We start from the raw sequence: 17108 nt of genomic DNA on the forward strand, positions 1-17108 counted from the left end.
ACCGGGGAGCGGCAGGGAAGGCGGCGAGCAGACACCGACCGCACCGACGACGAGGATCGTGATGACCGACAAGGAACCCCAGCAGCAGCCGCCCGGCAGCACCACGCAGATGAGCCGGCAACCGGACCACGGCGAGGACAGTTACCGCGGGTCCGGACGCCTCACCGGCAAACGCGCGCTGATCACCGGCGGCGACAGCGGCATCGGCCGGGCCGTCGCCCTGGCGTTCGCCCGCGAAGGCGCCGACGTCGCGATCTCCTATCTCAGCGAGGACGAGGACGCCCGCGAGACCGCCGCGCTCGTCGAGAAGGCCGGCCGGCGTGCCGTGCTCATCCCCGGCGACCTCACCGGTGCGGAGCACTGCCGGGCCGTCGTCGACCAGACCGTCCGCGAGTTCGGCGGCCTCGACGTGCTGGTCAACAACGCGGCCTACCAGATGACCCACGAGACCGTCGAGGAGATCACCGACGAGGAGTGGCAGCACACCTTCGACACCAACATCACGGCGATGTTCCGGCTGGTCAAAGCCGCCCTCCCGCACCTGGGCGACGGCGCTTCGATCATCAACACCAGCTCGGTCAACTACGACCAGCCCAAACCCACCCTCCTCCCGTACGCGACGACGAAGGGCGCGATCGCCAACTTCACCGCGGGGCTGGCGCAGATGCTGGGCGGTCAGGGCATCCGGGTCAACGCGGTCGCCCCGGGTCCGATCTGGACACCGCTGATCCCGTCGACCATGCCGCCCGAGCAGGTGTCGGAGTTCGGCAAGAACACCCCGCTCGGCCGTCCCGGCGAACCGAAGGAGGTCGCCCCGGTGTACGTGCTGCTGGCCTCCGACGAGGCGAGCTACATCTCGGGCGCCGTCGTCCCGGTGACCGGTGGCAAGCCGATCCTCTGATCGCCGGTGCCGCGGTAGGGGCGGAAGAACTCGCGGAGCTCTCGCGCGTACAGCTCGGGCTCCTCGTAGGGTGCGAAGTGCCCGCCCCGCTCGAGGTCGGTGAGCCGGACGACGTTCGCCGTGCGTTCGAGCCAGGCGCGCGGCGGGTGGAGGGTGTCGCCGGGGAAGCGCGCGAACCCGGACGGCACCTCCACCTTCCGCGCGTGCTGGTCGGCCGGGATCGCGGCGTTGGCGGCGTACATGCGCATCGACGAGCCGATCGTGCCGGTCAGCCAGTACCGCGTGAGCAGGGTGAGGATCTCGTCCCGCGTGAAGCTCTTCTCGACGTCACCGTCGCAGTCGCTCCACGACCTCAGCTTCTCGACGACCCAGGCGGCCAGCCCGGCCGGCGAGTCGGTCAGACCGACGGCGGCGGTCTGCGGCTTGGTGCGGTGCAGGTCGGCGTAGGCGCCCTCGCCGGACTTCCAGGCGGCCGCCGTGTCGAGCCAGGCCCGCTCCTCCGCGGTGAGGTCGGCGGCACCGAGGTCGACCGGCATGCTCGCCTCCATCCGATGCACGGCCACCACCCGGTCCGGATGGTCCAGGGCCAGGAATCGGCTCACCGAGCTCCCGATGTCACCTCCGGCCACGCCGAACCGGTCGTAGCCGAGCACGGTCATGAGCTCGGCGAACAGCCCGGCGACCGCGATGGAGTCGAGCGGCGCTCCCCGCGGACGGTCCGAGTGACCGAACCCCGGCATGTCCGGTACGACCACGTCGAACACGTCAGCCGGATCCGCGCCGTGCGCCCCGGGATCGGTGAGCAGCGGCAGCACCTTCTCGTACCGCCACGACGAGTCCGGCCAGCCGTGGCAGAGGACCAGCGGCAGCACCGGCCCGGCCGCCCGCTGGTGCAGGAAAGCCAGACCGCGCGACCGGAAACGCGGCAGACGCGCGAGTGCCGCCTCCTGCGCCGGCCAGTCGAACTCCTCGGCCCAGTAGGTGACGAGCTCCCGCAGGTAGCCGAGGTCCACGCCCAGCGACCACCCCGCGTCCTCCGGCGCGTCCGGCCAGCGCGTCGCCCGCAATCTGGCTCGCAGATCCTCGATCTCGCCGACGCCGGCCCGTACCCGGAACGGCTCGATGTGTGCTGCGCTCATACCAGGGCTATGCCCTCGAACGCCTGATTCACGCGCTGCTGGTGGTCGGTGGCCAGCATTGCGAGGTCGTCTCCGGCCAGCCGGCGCCGGACAGTCGCGACGGCAACCACGCGGTACGCCGCGACCACCAGAGCCGCGAGCAGAGCGCTGTCCCCGCTGAAGCGCTTGTCGGACTCGAGTTCCGCGGCCAGCGCCGCCTCGATCTCGTGCTCGAACACCCGGAGACGTGCGATCAGCGCCGGGGACTCCGCGACCAGTCGCAGGAAGGGCTCGATCCCCTCGTCCAGGGCCGAGAGCCCGTGCCGTTCCTCGCCGAGAGCGAGCAGGGTCCGGCGGATCGCCTCGACGGCGCCGATGTTGTCCGCCCGGTCGCGGACAGCGGTGCGGACGATCTCGACCACGTCGGGGAGGCGGTCGAGCAGGAGGTCTTCCTTGCGGTCGAAGTGCGAGAACACCGTCACCTTCGACACGCCCGCCGCGGCGGCGACCTCGACGACCGTGACGTTGTCGAAGCCCCGGTCCAGAAACAACCCGGTTGCGACGTCGGCGATGTGCGCGCGGGTCTTCGAGCCCCCACGGTCTCCTCGGTTGGGCATGTACAGCTGCTCCCTCGCCGTGTTAGCTTTACTCGGTAAGCATACCCGGTAAACAGACCTGGTCAGGTCCTGATCCAGAGCCTAGAGGCTCGAAGGAGCACCGTGTCCACTCCCGTCACGATCATCGGCGCCGGCCTGGGCGGCCTCGTGCTGGCCCGCGTCCTGCACCTCCACGGCATCCCGGCGACGGTCTACGAGGGCGAGGCCTCCCCCGCCGTCCGCGCCCAGGGTGGTCTGCTCGACATCCACGACTACAACGGTCAGCCGGCCCTGCGGGACGCCGGCCTGCTCGAGGAGTTCCGGAGCCTGGTCCTTCCCGGGCGTCAGGCGAGCCGGTTCCTCGACCGGGACGGCACCGTCCTGGCCGACCTGCCCGACGACGGCACGGGTGGACGGCCCGAGGTCCTCCGCGGCGACCTGCGCCGGATCCTGCTCGAATCCCTGCCGCCCACCACCGTCAGGTGGGGACACCGGGTCACCGGCGTGGCGGCGCTCGGCTCGGGCCGCCACGAGGTGACCTTCGGCAACGGCACCACGGTTGTCACGAGCCTGCTGGTCGGTGCGGACGGCGCCTGGTCCCGGGTCCGGCCGCTGCTGTCCGATGCCACCCCCGAATACACCGGCATGTCAGCCGTCGAGACCCAGCTGTTCGACAGCGAGACGCGCCACCCGGCCACCGCGAAAGCCGTCGGCCCGGGCGCGATGTACGCCCTCGCACCGGGCCAGGGCCTCCTGGCGCACCGCGAGCGGGGCGGCACCCTGCACAACTACGTGTTCGTCACCGAGCCCCAGTCCTGGTTCGCCGCCGCGGACACCACACGGATCGCGGAGAAGTTCGCCGGCTGGGCGCCCGAGCTGACCGCCCTGCTCACCGGCAGCGACACCCCGCCGGTGGTGCGCCCGCTCCACACCCTGCCGTCCGACCACCGGTGGGAGCGGGTGCCCGGGGTCACGCTGCTAGGCGACGCTGCCCACCTCACGGCCCCGAACGGCGAGGGCGCCAACCTGGCCATGCTCGACGGCGCCGAGCTGGCCAAGGCCCTGGTGGCCCATTCCGGCGACACCGAGGCGGCACTCACGGCGTACGAGAGGGATCTGTTTCCCCGCAGCGCCGCGGCCGCCGTCGAGGGCGATGCGGGCCACGAGCTGCTCTTCGGTGCAGGCGCCCCCTACGCGATGCTCGGCCTGCCTCAGAAGCCGGACGTCACCGGCTGACCGGTCCTACAAAGGCGTCACCGCACGGCGGCGGCCAGTTTCGGGTTGGCCAGCAGGGTCACGTGGTTGGCGTCGACGCGTTCGCTGGTCAGGCGGGGCACCAGGGCCGCGGCGCGGGACAGGGCGGCGTCGCTGAGGAAGGCCGCGGACCCGTCGTGGGCACCGTGGCTCGCGGCCAGCAGGTGCACCGGGGCGGAGAGGTCGCGGACGGCGCCGAGCGTGGGCTCACCCGCGAGCGTGTCGGCCCCGTCGGCCACCAGGCGGCGACGGTCCAGTCGCGCCTTTCCGTGCTCGTCGAGCAGGTAGGCGGCCCATTCGACGACCATGGGCCGCAACTCGGGTCGTCCGCGTACCGCCTTGCCCTCGATCGCGTCGACCAGGGCGTCGGCGCTGCGCCAGCGCCGGCCGAGGACCGCTGCTTGCACGCGGAAGATCGTGCGGACCACCGGCTTTCGCAGCAGCGGGCTCGGGTCGGGGCTGATGCCGCCGTCGGCCAGGACGATCCGGCGGACCCGGTCACCCAGAGACCGGGCGACCAGCGGGGCCAGGAACGCGCCCATCGAGTGGCCGACCACCGTCACGTCCCGCAGGCCCAGATCGTCGGCGAGGGCGATCACGGCCGCGGCGTGACCGGCCAGGCCCGGACCGGCGATCACGTGTGCCGAACCGCCCCGCCCGGGCAGGTCGGGTGCGACCACACGTGCGCCCGGAAGGGCCGCGGCCAGACGGGACCACACCTCGGACGTGCTGGTCAGACCGTGCAGGGCCAGGACGGTCGTCTCCCCGCCGGGATTCCATTCGGCGCAGGTCAGCCCGGCGATCGTCCGCCGTGTCGGTTCGTCAGCCACACCAGGATTCTCCCATGCGGCCCTCCATTGACATCCGTCGATTAACCGGTCAAGGTTGCCGGGGAATGACGACGACGTTACCGATTCGAGGTGTTCGATGCTCTGGTCCCGATCTCGCATCGTCGTGGCGCTGGCACTGACCACCCTGGGTGTGGTCACCGCCGTGGCGGCACCGGTCAGCAGCGCACCCGCACAGGCCGCCATCGGTGGCAGCTTCGTCGACAATCTCGACGGCTTCGCCACCGGCCGGTGGCACAAGGCGGACGGCTGGAGCAACGGCGGCATGTTCAACGTCGGCTGGCGCGCCGACCACGTCTGGTTCAACGGTGGTGTCATGGGCACCAACCTCGACACCGCATCCTGCCCCGGCGGCTGTTCGGGCAAGCCCTACGCCTCCGGCGAGTACCGCACCAACGACCTGTTCTCGTACGGGCGGTTCGAGACGCGGATGCAGGCGGTCAAGCGGTCCGGCACCGTGACCTCGTTCTTCACCTACACCGGGCCCAGCGACGGGCAGCCGTGGGACGAGATCGACGTCGAGATCCTCGGCAAGAACACCACGCAGATGCAGACCAACTACTTCACCAACGGCGTCGGCGGGCACGAGACCATCATCAACCTCGGCTTCGATGCCGCGGCCGGCTATCACGACTACGCCATCGAGTGGTGGAACCAGGGCACCATCAACTGGTTCGTCGACGGGCGGCTCGTGCACCAGGAGAACGGGTCCCGCGGGCCGCTCCCGACGCGCCCGCAGCGCATCATGATGAACCTCTGGCCGGGCACTGGTGTGGACAGCTGGCTCGGACCCTTCTCCTACCCCGGTACGCCGCTGACAGCCCGCTACGACTCCGTCCGGTACACCCGTTACTGAGCTAAATGGGTCGCAGGCCGGTGCGCGAGTTGGCACGCTGCGTCAATGCTGCTGCAACCCCGCGCCCTGAAGCCCGGAGATCTGGTTGTCATCGCGTCGCTCTCCGGGCCGGTCCACGCCGTCTGGGAGTCCAACCTCGACCGAGCGGTGGCCGTCCTCGAGGGGATGGGCTTTCGCGTACGCCGGGGGCCGCTGCTCGAAACGGGGCGGCACCGCTGGTGGAGTGCCGCCACACCGGCGGAGATCGCCGCGGAGTTCAACGCTCTGCTGCGCGATCCCGAGGTCCGCGCCATCGTCGCGCACGACGGCGGCCAGACGGCGCTCGGTTATCTCGACCTCATCGACTTCGACGCGATCACCGCCGACCCCAAGCCGATCCTCGGGTACAGCGACGTCTCGCTGCTGCACCTGGTGATCCACGCCCGGACGGGCCTGGTCGGGTTCCACGCGGACATGGCCACACCCGGGTTCGGCGGGTCCTGGCGGCACCTGCCCGCAACACGCCGGGCCGAACTCGAACGGCTCTACTCGGCGCTGCTGACCAGCCCGGAGCCGATCGGCCCGCTGCCCACCACCCCGTCCTGGGAGTGCTGGCGGCCCGGTCGTGCCGAGGGCCCGCTGATCGGTGGAGTCATCAACCGCATCGCACTGGTCCAGGCAACGCCGTACGCCCTGCCGCTCGAACGCTTCGACGGTGCGGTGCTGTTCTGGGAGGAGTTCGGCGGCCAGGCCGCGTACGTGTGGAGTTATCTGCACGTGTTGCGGCACGCCGGGATCCTCGACCGGATCGCGGGCATGGTCGTGGGCATCCCCGAGGCGGTCGACGGGCTCGGCACGGACGGCTCGTCACCCACCCTGGCCGAGATCGTCCTCGACGTGCTCGGCGACCGCGACATCCCGGTCCTCGGCAACGTCGAGGTCGGGCACGCCGGCGCCAATCTGCCGATGCCGGTCGGCGTCCGTGTCGCCCTCGACGCCGGGCAGCGGACTCTTTCGCTGCTCGAACCGGCGGTCCACCCCTAGGTGTGATGTTCGGGGACGTTGGTCGAGGGGTTGTGACCACTCGATCTGACGATCGTGACCGGATGTGTGAACAGATGAAGGCCTCTAACGGTGCAGTGGAGCTGTCTAGGACCCACTGACCAGGCTGGAGGCCTTCATGTCCCACGCTAACGCCGCGCTGACCCCACGGGCGCGATTGCGGCTGGCGCGTCTGATCGTGGACCACGGATGGTCACCCGCACGAGCAGCTGAACGCTATGACGTGTCCTGGCGCACCGCGACCAAGTGGGCTACCCGCTACCGCGTCGAAGGCGAAGCCGGCATGACCGACCGCACGTCACGGCCGCACCGCCAGCCGAACCGGACCCCGGCACCGATGGTCCGCAAAAATTTTGCATCTGCGCCGTAAACGCCGGCTCGGCCCGGTCCCGATCGCTGACCAACTCGGCTTGGCCGCCTCGACCGTGCACGCCGTCCTGACCCGCCACCAGGCGAACCGTCTGAGCCATCTCGACCGGACCACCGGCGAGACGATCCGCCGCTACGAACACTGCGCGCCCGGCGACATGCTGCACGTCGACGTCAAAAAAAGCTCGGCAACATCCCGGACGGCGGCGGCTGGCGCTACCTCGGCAAGGCCCGAGGCGACCGCAACCGGCAGAACACCGCCCGCCGCACCGGCACCCGCGGCAAGAACTATGTTCCGCACGTCGGGACCGCCTACGTCCACACCGTCATCGACGACCACTCCCGCGTCGCCTACGCCGAAATCCACAACGACGAAACCGCCACTACCGCGACCGGCGTATTACGCCGCGCCGTCACCTGGTTCAGCGTCCGCGGGGTCACCGTCCGCAGGGTCCTGTCCGACAACGGCTCGGCCTACAAATCACATCTCTGGCGCGACACCTGCACCGAGCTCGGCATCACCATGAAGAAAACCCGCCCCTACCGGCCACAGACGAACGGCAAAATCGAACGATTCCACCGAACTCTCGCCGAGGGCTGGGCCTTCGCCAAGCTCTACACCAGCGAAAAGACCCGCCGCGCTGCCCTACCGGCCTTCCTGCACGACTACAACGGCGGTCTCTAGCGGTGGTTGCAACGCCTGCTACCTCCAGGAGTTGCTGTGGTTATGCAGCCTCGTCCGCCCGGCACTCCGGGTGGACTACCCCAGATCGAGAAGCGTGAGCAATACCTACGGTTGATGGCCCAGGGTATGAACAATTCCGAGGCGTGCCGGATCGTCGGAGTTGGCCGAGGCACCGGCATCTACTGGCGTTACGGGCGTACGGTCAAGAACCCTGACGGATCCACTCGCACCTACTCGCCGATCATGGCGTCCGTGCAGATCTCTGAACGGTTCTTGTCCGAAGACGAGCGCGTCGCTATCGCCGACCAGTACCGGGCCGGGGCTAGCATCCGCGGCATCGCGACCGCGCTCGGCCGGCAACCCTCCACCATCAGCCGTGAGATCAAGCGCAACAGCGACCCGGAGACCGGCAAATACCATCCATTCCGGGCCCAGAAACGCGCCCGCGCCCGCCGCGCCCGGCCCAAGGCCGGGAAACTCGCGGCCGACTCCTCTCTGCGACTGTTCGTTCAGCAGCGCCTCGCCGATCGCTGGAGCCCGGAGCAGATCAGCAACGTGCTTCCCGGCCTTTTCCCGGACCAGCCGGCGATGAGGATCTGTCACGAGACGATCTACCAGGCCCTCTACCGGCCAGATCATCCTTTGACTCGAGCGGCGCCACGTCGTCCGCTGCGTAGCGGACGGCTCAAGCGACGCCGTCGGCGGCGCGCTGATCAGCGGACCACTCACTTCGTCGAGGCCGGCCACGCGATCAGTTTGCGACCCGCTGAGGCCAACGACCGCAGCGTCGCGGGGCATTGGGAAGGCGACCTGGTCCTGGGCAAGAACAACAAATCCGCTATCGGGACCTTGATCGAGCGCAGCACCCGTTACGCCGTGCTGATCTACCTGCCCGAGGGACATAACGCCGGTCAGGTCCGTGACGCGCTCATCAAGCTCTTCCGCAAGCTACCCGCCGGATTGGCTCGCACATTGACCTGGGATCAAGGCGGCGAAATGGGCCGCCATCACGAGTTCAGCACCGCGACGGGAGTACCCGTCTACTTCTGCTTGCCGGGCCGCCCATGGCAGCGAGGCAGCAACGAAAACTTCAACGGCTTGCTACGCCAGTACTTTCCCAAAGGCACGGATCTCGGCGCCTACGACGCTGAGCACCTGGCGCAGATCGCGAAGCAACTCAATGACCGACCACGTCGATGCCTCGGCTGGACAACCCCGGCCCAGCAACTCGCTAAGCTCTTCCCGGCCGTCCACTGACCAGGCCTGTTGCGATGTTCCGCAGAGACCGCCCAACCACCACCGGCCCCACACCGCCATCGGCAAAGTCCCACCGATCACCCGGTTGAACAACCTCGCTGGACATCACACCTAGTAGTGCTTTGTCATGGTCCTCTTCCCGCGCGGGCTTTTCGTTGCGGGAAGCGGGTTTGGCAGGTCGGGCAGGTGCCGATGAGGCGGGCCAGCAGGTGTTGCAGGCGTCGGAGTACGGCGTAGAGAGTCATTCCGGCGCACGGGTTTTTGGGTCCAGGCGTTGCAGGGTGAGAAACGCGTGAGCGGCGGAGACCAGGGTGGTGTGGTGGTGCCAGCCTTGCCAGGTGCGGCCTTCGTAGTGGTCCAGGCCGAGCCCGGTTTTGACCTCGCGGTAGTCGTGTTCGATGCGCCAGCGCAGCTTGGCCTGCCTGACGAGGTGCCGATATGGGGTCGTGGCGGGCAGGTTCGACAGCCAGTAGCGGGTCGGTTCCGGCTCGCCGGGTGGCCATTCGGCGATCAGCCACCGCACGGGCAGGTCTTCGTCGAAGCCGACGGCCCGGCGATGCACCAGGCTGGCGGGACGCAGCCGCAGGAACACGAAACTGCCGCCCATCTTCCGGGCTTTGCCGGCCCGGCGGCGTGAACCCTCGCGCCAGGTGACCCTGCGAGTCGCGTCGCGGCCGGCGGCCAAGACGTGGGTTTTGAGGCCGGGTGCGGCTTGCCGGTAGATCAGCGGCGGCCGCCGGCCAGCACCCTTATACGGGGGTGAGGTGCGCTGGGCGTCGATGGTGAAAGCGGTATGCGCGCAGTTCACGCCGACGACGTAGCTCAGGTTCCGGTCCTCGAGACCTTGGCGGAACTCAGCGGCGTCGCCGTAACCGGCATCAGCGACGATCAACGGCGGCGTCAGCCCCCACCCGCGGGCTTCATCGATCATGTCCATGCCCAGACGCCACTTCTCGCGATGCACGACGTCGTCCGGCATTCCGGTTTTGCGGCGGCGCTCGGGGGTCTCGGAGGTGGCCTTGTCGCTGGCCGGGTCCCAGGACTCGGGAACGAACAGCCGCCAGTCGACCGGGCACGACGCGGTGTCGGTGACCAGGTTCAGGCTGACTCCGATCTGGCAGTTGGTCACTTTCCCGGCCGTGCCGGTGTATTGCCGGGTCACACCCACCGACGCGGTACCGTATTTGAGCCAGCCGGTGTCGTCCAACGCCCACGCAGCCGGGACGATCGCCTCGTCCATCCGCACCGCCAGCCGTCGGCGCACCAACGCGGCATCCCACGGACTGTTGGTGACGAAATGGTTCAACGCCTGTTCGTGCGGCCCGGCAAGCCGGGCCGCCATCGGCTGGATCGACTTGCGACGACCGTCCAACATCAGACCGCGCAGGTAATGCTCGGCGCGCTCCTGCCACCGCGACCTGGTCAATGAAGCGAACACATCCGCCACGAACGCGTCCAGATCATCGGCCAGTTGCTGAACCTCAGCAGTGTCCATCCCTCCAGGACACCAAGATCAGCATTGATATGTCACCGTCACCCACCCAAAAGATGACAAAGCACTACTAGGTTGAGACCCATGGACACCACGTTGTTGCGTCTGGCGGCGGAGCTGAGGAAGGCCGCGGCGGACGCCGGCCGGTCCGACGTCGTCGCCAAGGTCGACGAGGTGATCGCTCTGCTCGCCGGCGACCGGGTCGCCGGCGAGGGAAGCGCTCCCAAGACCAATGCGATCATCAAATTGCTGGACGGGCTCGGTCTCTGATCGCGCTCGGATTCTCACGGTGCGTGGAGGTTTGACGGCTCCTGATAGCTTCGCCCGTTGTCAGCCCGATCGATCTTGACGTCACGGCGGACCGCCGGGGCGGCTCCGCCGAGAACAGCGGAGGTTTCCTGATGCCCGGCAGGCCCACCGACCGGCCGATCCTCACCCGGCGGCGGCTCCTGACGGCTCTGCCCGGTGCGGCCGGCCTGACGCTGCTGGCCGGCGCCGCGTCGACCGCGACGATCGGTGCAGGCTCGCTGGCGGGCCACCGAATGACCACGCAGCCACGGACGCCTCCGACCGAGAGCGCCACCGCGCCGATGCGGGCGCAGCACCACCCGGTCCACACCCTCGCGGACTTCCGGCGGGCCACCACGGTCCCCCCGTTCCCGGGTGACGCGATCGCGTTGACCATCGACGACGGGCCGCACCCGGTCTGGACACCGAAGATCCTGCGGCTGCTGGACAAGCACCACGTACCGGCGCTGTTCTGCATGATCGGCAACCAGGTCCTCGGGCACGAGCCGGTGGCCAAGTCGGTCATCCGCGCCGGGCACCAGCTCGCCAACCACACCTGGAGCCACCCGTCGGCCCTGGCCGGCAAGTCCCGGGCCCGCATCCGCAAGGAGATCCACCGGGCACAGGAGAAGATCCACGACACCACGGGTTACACGCCCAAGATCTTCCGCTCTCCCGGCGGCGACTGGTCACCGGCCGTCCTGCAGGAATCCGCCCACGCCGGTCTGCTCCCCCTCGACTGGAGCACCGACCCCCGGGACTGGTCACGCCCCGGCACCGCGGCGATCAAACGACGGATGCTGGCCGCCCGTCCGGGACAGATCCTGCTCTGCCACGACGGCGGCGGCGACCGGTCGCAGACCTACCAGGCCCTCCGCACGATCATCCCCGCCCTCAAGGCGCGGGGCCTCCACTTCGTCGCCCTCTGACGGACAATCGCAGGGTGCAGCAGCGGCTCGACCGGGTGGAGCTGGCCGACGGCACCACCGTGGCGTACGCCTCGGCCGGTGCGGGCCGGCCGCTGGTCTACGTGATGGGCTGGCTCACCCACCTCGAACGCGGCTGGGAGCTGCCGGCCGAGCGTGCGCTCTACGAGGCGCTGGCGCGGGGCTGCCGGCTCGTGCGCTACGACCGCGCAGGGTGCGGCCTGTCAGCGGTCGTGGACCGGCCGGCCTCCCTGGAGTTCGAGCTCGAGCAGCTGGCGGCGATCGCGGCGGTGCTGGACGAGCCGTTCGACCTGATGGGCACGTCGATGGGCGCACCGGTGGCCGTGGCCTGGGCCGCGGCTCGTCCGGCGACCGTCCGGCGCCTCGTGCTCTACGGCGGCTGGGCCCACGGCGCCGATCTCTCGCCTCCGGGCGTACGCGAGCATGTCCTGGGGCTGATCGCCTCGCACTGGGGGCTGGGGTCGGAGGTGCTCACCGACATCTTCGCGCCCGACGCCGACCGTTCCACCCGGGCCGAGCTGGCCCGCTACCAGCGGGAGTCGTCGAGTGCCGCGACCGCCCGGGAGCTGCTGACGCTCAGTTACGAGCTGGACGTGCGTGATCGCCTCGACCACGTGCGGGCGCCGACGCTGGTGGTGCACCGCACCGGGGACCGCGCGGCTCCCCTCTCGCAGGCCGAGGTCCTCGCCGCCGGCATCCCGCGCGCTGAACTGGTCCGGTTGCCCGGCCGGTCGCACCTGCCCTACGCCGGTGACCGCGACGAGCTGGTCCGCGTGGTCCGCCGCTTCCTCGGCCTGGGTGCGCCCCGGCACCGCACCGGCGGGCTGACGGCCCGCCAGCGGGAGGTGGCCGAGCTGGTCAGCCAGGGCTGCACCAACCGCGAGATCGCGGCGCGCCTGGGCATCACCGAGCGCTCGGCCGAGGGCCACGTCGAACGTATCCGCCTACGCCTCGGACTCCGCTCCCGCACCCAGCTCGCCGCGTGGTGGACCGCCCAAGTGGGGTAGTTCCCCGCCTGACCCGGCGACCGGATCGGGGCAGAGTTCTGCGGGTGACCGACATCAGGACCGGCTTCGAGCCGCACCGGGTCCGTGGACCCTTCAACGCCGCGTTCTTCAGTCTGCTGGGCCCCTACCTCGAACGGAGCCTGCGGCAGCACAAGCGGCGGGTGTTCGCGGACCTGCCCCCGGCGGTGGTCGAGCTCGGCTCGGGCGTGGGCGCCAACCTGCGCTACCTGCGACCCGGATCGACGCTCATCGCCGTCGAACCCAACGCCGCCATGCACCGGCGGCTGCGGGCCGCCGCTGAACGCCACGACGTCCGCCTCGACCTGCGTGAGCGTCTCGCCGAGAGCACCGGCCTCCCCGGCGACAGCGCCGACTGTGTGATCTCGTCCCTCGTCCTGTGCACCGTGGCCGACCCCGCCGGGGTCCTGACCGAGATCCGCCGCATCCTCCGGCCCGGCGGCACCTTCCGCTTCGTCGAACACGTCGCCGCCCCCTCCGGTACGCCGACCCGCGCCGTCCAGCGAGCCGTGCGCCGGCCGTGGGCGTGGACGTTCGAGGGCTGCTCGTGCGAACGCGACCTGGCCGCACTGATCCGCGCCGCCGGTTTCACCCGGACCGACCTCCAGCCGTACCGCCTCCACGGCCCGTTCCTGCCCTTCAACACCCAGATCGCGGGCGTCGCACACCGCTAGCGATAGCATCGCTGCCGTACGCAGGCGGACGACGGCGGAGGTCAAGTGGCAGCGGACGACATCTCGCGCGGTGAGGCGGAACGGCTTCGCGGGCTCGACGACGCGGCGCGGGTGGCCCGGACGTTCGAGGTCATTGCCGGGCGGGGCGAGCTGTGGGTCTGGGGTGACGAGGACGAGATCCTGTTCACCGAGGATGCCCGGCGCCGGACGCTGCTGCCGATCTGGCCGCACGCCACGGTGGCCCGGCTGGAGAACGAGGGTGACGTTCCGGGCGAGCACGCCATCCGGATCGCGGCGGACGTGTTCCTGAAGGAGTGGCTGCCGCAGCTGGAGGACGACCGCGCCGACATCGCGATCTTCCCGGTCGAGGAGAACAACGCGGCGGTGCTCACGCTGGCGGAGTTCCACTCGCGGATGACCGCCGCCCTGCGGCTCAACTGATCGCGGACGGGTGACGGGTCTGCGCCCGTCACCCGTACCGGGGAGGGTCAGGCGGTGGCGCGGACCACGGCCGTGGCGGGGTTGCCGTCGACGGCGGCGGCCATCTGGGGCACGAGCTTGTCGAGCAGGAACGGCAGGCTCAGGACCGAGATGAACGAGGTCGCGGCGCCCACGAGTTCCTCGTTCTCGAGGTAGATGTCGCGGCCCTCGGTCTTGACCTTGAGCTTGGCGTACAGCGGGTCGGCCTGGACCTTCTTCTTGTCGGGCTCGTAGCTGTCGACCAGCCAGATGAGCAGGCCGGTGTCGAGCATGTCGGTGCGTTCCTTGCTGAGGTTGGCGCCGAACTCCTTGCCGGTGACCTCGCCGAGGCCGTCGGGGAGCTTGAAGCCGAGGTCGGTGAGCAGCCGGCCGCGCGGGTCCTGCGGGCCGTAGACGTAGTAGCCCTCCCACGTGGTGGCCATCATGGCGGTCGCGCCGACGAAGGACGGGTTGTCCTTCTTGATGGTCTCGAAGCGGGCCTCGGTGTCGGTCACGAGCTTGTCGGCCTGGTCCTTGCGGCCGACGGCAGTGCCGACCGTACGGGTCAGGTCCTGCCAGGAGACGCCGTAGTCGACCGAGTCCTTGGGCTGGGCGACGGTCGGGGCCATCTTCGACAGGGTCGCGTAGTCCGCGGCGGTCAGACCGGAGTAGACGGCCAGGATCAGGTCGGGGCGCAGGGCGGCGACCTTCTCGAACTGGATGCCGTCGGTGTTGGTCAGCACCTGCGGCTTGGGCTGACTGCCGAGCGCGGCCTCGGCCCAGGGCCAGACGGCGCCGGGCTTCTCACCGAACCACTCGGTCGTCGCGGTGGGGACCACACCGAGGGCGAGCAGGGCGTCCTGTTCGACCAGGCCGACGGTGACGATGCGCTTCGGCTCGGCCGGGATGGTCGTGGTGCCGAACTTGTTCTCGATGGACACCGGGAACGCGGACGCCGCCGCGGCCGAGGAGCTGCCGCCGGCGGGGGTGTCGTCCGCCTCGTTGTTGGGGCCACAGGCGGCAAGGAAAAGGATGAGTCCGGCGGCCGCCACCGTGGCGGTCCGCCGGATCGAAAGTAGCCGCACGGCTGATCCTCTCTGCTGGTGAGGCCCCTCCACCGGATGACCTCGAGGGAAGTGTAGGTTAGCCTCACCTAAGACCACGAGCGGGATGGACGGAGCGCACGTTGACGCAGGGCACCGGCGCAGGCCTGGCGGAGCGGACGGTCCCACCGGACAGTGCCGCGCGCCGGTCCGCTTCCCGCACGCGGCGCCGCTGGATCGGTCTCGGGATCGGCGTTGTCGTCCTGGTCGCCGCGGTGGCCCTGAGCATCGCGATCGGCAGCCGCACCATCGGTCTGGGCACGGTCTGGCGGGTGCTGTGGCACGAGGACGGTTCCGCCGAATCCGTGATCGTGCACCAGCTGCGCCTCCCCCGCACCCTGCTCGGGATCGGCGTCGGCGCCGCGCTCGGCCTGGCCGGTACGGTCATGCAGGCCCTCACCCGCAACCCGCTCGCCGAGCCGGGCCTGCTCGGGGTGAACCTCGGCGCCGCCACCGCGGTGGTCCTCGCGATCGCCTTCCTCGGCGTCACCTCCGCCACCGGTTACGTCTGGTTCGCCTTCGCCGGCGCCGCGATCACCTCGGCCGCGGTGTTCGCGCTGGGCGGCTCGGGCAAGGCGCCCACCCCGGAACGCCAGGTGCTGGCCGGTGTCTCGCTGACCTCGGTGCTCGGCGCGATCGTGTGGGCCGTCCTGGTCACCCGGCGTGAGGCGTTCGACCGGTACAGGCACTGGGACGTGGGTTCGCTGTCCGATCGGGAGACCGCCACGATCCTGCAGGTGATGCCGTTCCTGCTGGCCGGCATCGTGCTGGCCCTCGTCCTCGGCCGCCAGCTGAACGCCCTGAGCATGGGTGACGACTCCGCGACCTCGCTCGGGGCGCATCCGGGCCGGATCCGCGCGCTCGGCATCCTCACCGTCACCCTGCTGTGCGGCGCCGCGACCGCCGCTTCCGGGCCGATCTGGTTCCTGGGCCTGGCTGTCCCGTACGCCGCCCGCATGATCGTCGGCTCCGACCACCGCTGGATCCTCACCTACGCGCTGGTCCTGGGCCCGGCGCTGCTGCTCGGCTCGGACGTGCTGGGCCGGGTGCTGGTGGCGCCGGCCGAGCTGCCGGTCGGTGTGGTCACAGCCTTCCTGGGTGCGCCGCTGTTCATCGCGCTGTGCCGCCGGCGCCGGCTGAGTGTCCTGTGAGCGGTCAGGGCACGCGCGTCGTGCTGCGCGGCGGGGGCCTCTCGGTCCGGGTGCATCTGCGCGCACTGATCGTCGGCGTCGTGCTGCTGCTCGTCGCGCTGGGTGTCGCGTTGGTCAACCTGACCAGTGGCGACTTCCCGGTGCCGGTCGCGGACGTGCTGCGCAGCCTGGCCGGGCGGGGTGACGCCGGCACCGACTTCATCGTCTACGAGCTGCGGCTGCCCCGGGTGCTGATCACGCTGCTGGTCGGTGCGGCGCTGGGAGCGAGCGGCACGATCTTCCAGGGGCTGACGCGCAATCCGCTCGGCAGCCCCGATTTTGTCGGCCTGACCGTGGGTGCCGCGACCGGCGCGCTCGTGGTCATGCTGATCCTCGGTGGCGGCGGGATCCAGGTCGCCACCGGCGCGATCGTCGGCTGCCTGCTCACCTCGGTGGCGATCTACCTGCTGGCCTTCCGCCGGGGTGTGCAGCCCTTCCGCCTCATCCTCATGGGTATCGGCGTCTCCGCGCTGCTGGAGGCCGCGAACTCCTACCTGATCTACCGCAGCCGGCTCGACGAGGCGCTCGCCGCACAGGTCTGGCTGATCGGCAGCGTCAACGGTCGCGGCTGGACCGAGGTCGTGCTGGTCGGTGTCGCGCTCGCGGTGCTGCTGCCGCTGGTCCTGTACTACGGACGGCACCTGAGCATGCTGGCGCTGGGCGACGAGATCGCGGTGCTGCACGGCGTACCGGTGGAACGGAGCCGGGCGGTCCTGGCGCTGGCCGCGGTGGGTCTGTCGGCCGGGGCGACCGCGGCGGCCGGGCCGATCGCCTTCGTGGCACTGGCGGCACCACCGCTGGCCGCGCGGCTGGCCCGCTCGCCGCACGCCGGGATCCTGCCCGCCGCCGCGATGGGCGCCGCGCTGCTCACCGCGGGCGACTGGGCGGCGCAGCATGCGATGCCGGGCAACGACATCCCGGTCGGCATCATCACCGCCGCGCTCGGCGGTGTCTACCTGACCTGGTTGCTGTTCCACGAACGACGCACCCGAGGATGAGGATCGA

17 protein-coding genes and 1 pseudogene are annotated in these 17108 nt (G+C 70.2%); 13 read left to right on the forward strand and 5 right to left on the reverse strand.

Annotation, left to right across the window (positions count from 1 at the left end; genetic code table 11):
- Positions 1-61 precede the first annotated feature (61 nt).
- Positions 62-901 (forward strand): SDR family oxidoreductase, encoded by an 840-nt coding sequence (locus tag AFR_RS23690; RefSeq protein WP_023363568.1) that lies wholly within the window; start codon positions 62-64, stop codon positions 899-901.
- On the opposite strand, the gene AFR_RS23695 is transcribed toward AFR_RS23690, so the two are convergent.
- Complete coding sequence (locus AFR_RS23695) at positions 850-2040, reverse strand: epoxide hydrolase family protein (protein WP_023363569.1); 1191 nt, start codon at positions 2038-2040, stop codon at positions 850-852. The genes AFR_RS23690 and AFR_RS23695 overlap by 52 nt on opposite strands.
- The gene (locus tag AFR_RS23700; RefSeq protein ID WP_023363570.1) at positions 2037-2636 is read right to left on the reverse strand and encodes a TetR/AcrR family transcriptional regulator; all 600 of its coding nucleotides are present in this window, start codon (positions 2634-2636) and stop codon (positions 2037-2039) included. The genes AFR_RS23695 and AFR_RS23700 overlap by 4 nt, the downstream gene beginning before the upstream one ends.
- 102 nt (positions 2637-2738) lie before the next feature.
- Between AFR_RS23700 and AFR_RS23705 the strand changes: the two genes are divergently transcribed.
- Complete coding sequence (locus AFR_RS23705; RefSeq protein WP_023363571.1) at positions 2739-3851, forward strand: FAD-dependent oxidoreductase; 1113 nt, start codon at positions 2739-2741, stop codon at positions 3849-3851.
- Between the two features lie 17 nt (positions 3852-3868).
- Here the strand turns inward: AFR_RS23705 and AFR_RS43845 are convergent, their stop codons facing one another.
- A complete protein-coding gene (locus AFR_RS43845; RefSeq protein ID WP_023363572.1) occupies positions 3869-4699 on the reverse strand; it encodes an alpha/beta fold hydrolase in 831 nt (276 codons plus the stop codon).
- A gap of 97 nt (positions 4700-4796) precedes the next feature.
- Here AFR_RS43845 and bglS point away from each other — a divergent pair, with 97 nt between their 5' ends.
- From bglS to AFR_RS23730, 4 genes and pseudogenes are all read left to right on the forward strand, one after another.
- Entirely contained in the window at positions 4797-5573 is a 777-nt protein-coding gene (gene bglS / locus AFR_RS23715; protein ID WP_023363573.1) for a beta-glucanase, read from the forward strand.
- 45 nt (positions 5574-5618) lie between these two features.
- Complete coding sequence (locus AFR_RS23720) at positions 5619-6596, forward strand: S66 peptidase family protein (RefSeq protein WP_023363574.1); 978 nt, start codon at positions 5619-5621, stop codon at positions 6594-6596.
- Positions 6597-6732: 136 nt separating this feature from the next.
- Positions 6733-7656, forward strand: a pseudogene (locus AFR_RS47970) (IS481 family transposase); the annotation flags it as partial.
- 138 nt (positions 7657-7794) lie between these two features.
- Positions 7795-8925, forward strand: a complete 1131-nt coding sequence (locus AFR_RS23730) for an IS30 family transposase (RefSeq protein ID WP_238547125.1) — start codon at positions 7795-7797, stop codon at positions 8923-8925.
- Between the two features lie 241 nt (positions 8926-9166).
- Here AFR_RS23730 and AFR_RS23735 read toward each other — a convergent pair whose 3' ends face one another.
- A complete protein-coding gene (locus AFR_RS23735; RefSeq protein ID WP_023358104.1) occupies positions 9167-10420 on the reverse strand; it encodes an IS701 family transposase in 1254 nt (417 codons plus the stop codon).
- 81 nt (positions 10421-10501) lie between these two features.
- Here AFR_RS23735 and AFR_RS23740 point away from each other — a divergent pair, with 81 nt between their 5' ends.
- The 5 genes from AFR_RS23740 (at position 10502) to AFR_RS43850 (ending at position 13792) form a co-directional block, all read left to right on the forward strand.
- A complete protein-coding gene (locus AFR_RS23740; RefSeq protein ID WP_023363576.1) occupies positions 10502-10687 on the forward strand; it encodes a hypothetical protein in 186 nt (61 codons plus the stop codon).
- Positions 10688-10818: 131 nt separating this feature from the next.
- Entirely contained in the window at positions 10819-11634 is an 816-nt protein-coding gene (locus AFR_RS23745) for a polysaccharide deacetylase family protein (protein ID WP_023363577.1), read from the forward strand.
- A gap of 14 nt (positions 11635-11648) precedes the next feature.
- Positions 11649-12659 (forward strand): alpha/beta fold hydrolase, encoded by a 1011-nt coding sequence (locus tag AFR_RS23750; protein ID WP_023363578.1) that lies wholly within the window; start codon positions 11649-11651, stop codon positions 12657-12659.
- A gap of 44 nt (positions 12660-12703) precedes the next feature.
- Positions 12704-13351: a class I SAM-dependent methyltransferase gene (locus AFR_RS23755; protein ID WP_023363579.1), complete on the forward strand. Its 648-nt coding sequence runs from the start codon at positions 12704-12706 to the stop codon at positions 13349-13351.
- Between the two features lie 45 nt (positions 13352-13396).
- Positions 13397-13792 carry a DUF2750 domain-containing protein gene (locus tag AFR_RS43850; RefSeq protein ID WP_023363580.1) on the forward strand — a complete coding sequence of 132 codons (396 nt, stop codon included), beginning with the start codon at positions 13397-13399 and terminating at the stop codon, positions 13790-13792.
- Positions 13793-13839: 47 nt separating this feature from the next.
- Here AFR_RS43850 and AFR_RS23765 read toward each other — a convergent pair whose 3' ends face one another.
- Positions 13840-14895 (reverse strand): iron-siderophore ABC transporter substrate-binding protein, encoded by a 1056-nt coding sequence (locus tag AFR_RS23765; RefSeq protein ID WP_023363581.1) that lies wholly within the window; start codon positions 14893-14895, stop codon positions 13840-13842.
- 101 nt (positions 14896-14996) lie between these two features.
- Here AFR_RS23765 and AFR_RS23770 point away from each other — a divergent pair, with 101 nt between their 5' ends.
- Complete coding sequence (locus AFR_RS23770; protein ID WP_023363582.1) at positions 14997-16064, forward strand: FecCD family ABC transporter permease; 1068 nt, start codon at positions 14997-14999, stop codon at positions 16062-16064.
- Positions 16061-17101, forward strand: a complete 1041-nt coding sequence (locus tag AFR_RS23775) for a FecCD family ABC transporter permease (protein ID WP_023363583.1) — start codon at positions 16061-16063, stop codon at positions 17099-17101. Before AFR_RS23770 ends, AFR_RS23775 begins: the two co-directional genes overlap by 4 nt.
- The last annotated feature ends 7 nt before the right edge of the window (positions 17102-17108 follow it).

The organism is Amorphoplanes friuliensis DSM 7358 (genome assembly GCF_000494755.1).
GTDB classification, from domain to species: Bacteria; Actinomycetota; Actinomycetes; order Mycobacteriales; family Micromonosporaceae; genus Actinoplanes; species Actinoplanes friuliensis.

Excerpts from the sequence above, each read along its gene's own strand:
- bglS (WP_023363573.1), top strand. The coding sequence starts at position 4,797 with ATGCTCTGGTCCCGATCTCGCATCGTCGTGGCGCTGGCACTGACCACC.
- AFR_RS23735 (WP_023358104.1), bottom strand. The coding sequence starts at position 10,420 with ATGGACACTGCTGAGGTTCAGCAACTGGCCGATGATCTGGACGCGTTC.
- AFR_RS23745 (WP_023363577.1), top strand. The coding sequence starts at position 10,819 with ATGCCCGGCAGGCCCACCGACCGGCCGATCCTCACCCGGCGGCGGCTC.
- AFR_RS23740 (WP_023363576.1), top strand. The coding sequence starts at position 10,502 with ATGGACACCACGTTGTTGCGTCTGGCGGCGGAGCTGAGGAAGGCCGCG.
- AFR_RS23700 (WP_023363570.1), bottom strand. The coding sequence starts at position 2,636 with ATGCCCAACCGAGGAGACCGTGGGGGCTCGAAGACCCGCGCGCACATC.
- AFR_RS23720 (WP_023363574.1), top strand. The coding sequence starts at position 5,619 with ATGCTGCTGCAACCCCGCGCCCTGAAGCCCGGAGATCTGGTTGTCATC.
- AFR_RS23690 (WP_023363568.1), top strand. The coding sequence starts at position 62 with ATGACCGACAAGGAACCCCAGCAGCAGCCGCCCGGCAGCACCACGCAG.
- AFR_RS23695 (WP_023363569.1), bottom strand. The coding sequence starts at position 2,040 with ATGAGCGCAGCACACATCGAGCCGTTCCGGGTACGGGCCGGCGTCGGC.
- AFR_RS23730 (WP_238547125.1), top strand. The coding sequence starts at position 7,795 with ATGAACAATTCCGAGGCGTGCCGGATCGTCGGAGTTGGCCGAGGCACC.